Source organism: Streptomyces sp. GbtcB6 (genome assembly GCF_019091475.1).
Classification (GTDB): Bacteria; Actinomycetota; Actinomycetes; order Streptomycetales; family Streptomycetaceae; genus Streptomyces; species Streptomyces hyaluromycini.
On record NZ_JAGXJL010000530.1, the window covers coordinates 1 to 230 of the forward strand.

The 230-nt window shown below is 77.0% G+C and carries 1 pseudogene; it reads left to right on the forward strand.

Going from position 1 to position 230, the window contains the following annotated elements:
* Window positions 1-230, forward strand: a pseudogene (locus tag KVT45_RS55880) (NADH-ubiquinone oxidoreductase-F iron-sulfur binding region domain-containing protein); the annotation flags it as partial.

A 230-nucleotide genomic window follows, 5' to 3' on the forward strand; every position in this document is an offset into this window, starting at 1 on the left:
CCTGGAGGGCGCGTCCGCGGCCCTGATCGGCGGCTACCACGGCACCTGGATCCCGGCCACCGAGCCCGCCCAAGTCCCGCTCTCCTCCGCCTACTTGGGCGCAGGCGTACTGGCCGCCCTGCCCGCCGTCCGCTGCGGCCCGGCCGAAACCGCCCGAGTCCTGCGCTACTTGGCGCTGCGGTCGGCGGGCCAGTGCGGGCCCTGCCTCAACGGCCTCCCGCGCATGGCCG